1 protein-coding gene is annotated in these 1501 nt (G+C 70.4%); it reads right to left on the bottom strand.

Features of this window, described 5'->3' with window-relative positions; all coding sequences use genetic code 11:
* Position 1 precedes the first annotated feature (1 nt).
* Positions 2-1501: DUF5915 domain-containing protein (locus V7E09_RS15655; protein WP_324523747.1), on the bottom strand; the 1500-nt coding region annotated here is incomplete at its 5' end.

Genomic DNA, 1501 nt, shown 5'->3' with positions numbered 1-1501 from the left:
ATCAGGCCTTCGACAGGGCGAAACGCAACCCCAAGCCCTCGTCGGAGACGACGTCGCCGGTCGGCTCGCCCTCGCTCAGGGACGTGGCCAAGACCTCCTCGGCGACGAACGACGACGCCTCACGCAGGGCCTGCGCCAGTTCGCCGTCGGCCGTCCAGGTCAGCGCGATCCGGTCGGACACCTCCAGGCCGGAACTCTTGCGCTGTTCCTGCACCAGGCGGATGACCTCGCGGACCAGGCCCGCGCGCACGAGTTCCTGGGTCAGTTCCAGATCCAGGGCGACGGTCTCGCCCTGCTCGTTGACCACCGACCAGCCCGCCCGCGGACGCTCCGAGATCAGCACCTCGTCGGCGCTCACCACGGTGCCGCCGTCGAAGTCGACGCTCGCCGACCCCTTCTCGTCCAACTCGACGGCCAGCGCCGCAGCATCGGCGGCGGCGATCGCGGCGGCGACCTTCGGGGTGTCCTTGCCGAACCGCTTGCCCAGCGCCCGGAAATTGCCCTTGGCTGTGTAGTCGACCACGTCACCGGCCGAGGCGAACGACTCCACCGCGCCCACGTTGAGCTCGTTGGCGATCTCCGCGACCAGCTCGGCCCCCAACTTCGCGAAGGACGCCCCCGGCACGAGGATGCGCCGCAGCGGTTGGCGCGTCTTCACCTGCGCCTCCGACCGGGCCCCGCGGCCCAGCTCGACCAGGCGCCGCGCGACGGCCATCGACTCGATCAGGTCGGCGTCCACCCCCTCGCCCTGCACCGTCGGCCACGTGGCCAGGTGCACCGACTCGGGGGCACCCGGGACGGCGGGCACGATCATGTCCTGCCACACCCGTTCGGTGATGAAGGGGGCCATCGGCGCCATCAGCCGGGCGACCACATCCAGGGTCTCGTGCAGCGTCCACAAGGCGGCTTCGTCCCCGGCCCAGAACCGGCGGCGCGACCGGCGCACGTACCAGTTGGACAGGTCGTCCACGAAGTCGCTCAGCAGCGCCCCGGCGCGCTGGGTGTCGTAGCCCTCCAGCGCGGCCGTCACCTGGTCGATGAGCTGGTTGCGGACGGCGACCAGCCACCGGTCCATGACCGGCCGATCCGCGACGGCCGGCGCATCGCCGACGGGAGCCCAGCCGCTGGTGCGGGCGTACAGCGACTGGAAGCTGACCGCGTTCCAGAACGTCAGCAGCACCTTGCGGACCGTCTCCTGGATCGTGGAGTGGCCCACCCGACGCGACGCCCACGGCGAACCGCCCGCCAGCATGAACCAGCGCACCGCGTCCGCGCCGTGGCGGTCCATCAGCGGGATCGGCTCCAAGATGTTGCCCAGGTGCTTGGACATCTTGCGACCGTCCTCGGCGAGGATCAGTCCCAGGCACACGACGGTGCGGAAGTCGGACTCACCGAACACCAGCGTCGAGACGGCCATCTGGGAGTAGAACCAGCCGCGCGTCTGGTCGATGGCCTCGGAGATGAAGTCGGCCGGGAACGCCCGCTCGAACTTCTCCTTCGA

The organism is Propioniciclava sp. (assembly GCF_036744435.1).
Taxonomy (GTDB): domain Bacteria; phylum Actinomycetota; class Actinomycetes; order Propionibacteriales; family Propionibacteriaceae; genus Propioniciclava.
Note: the sequence above shows the minus strand (reverse complement) of the source record. Positions and strands in the feature narration are given on the sequence as shown.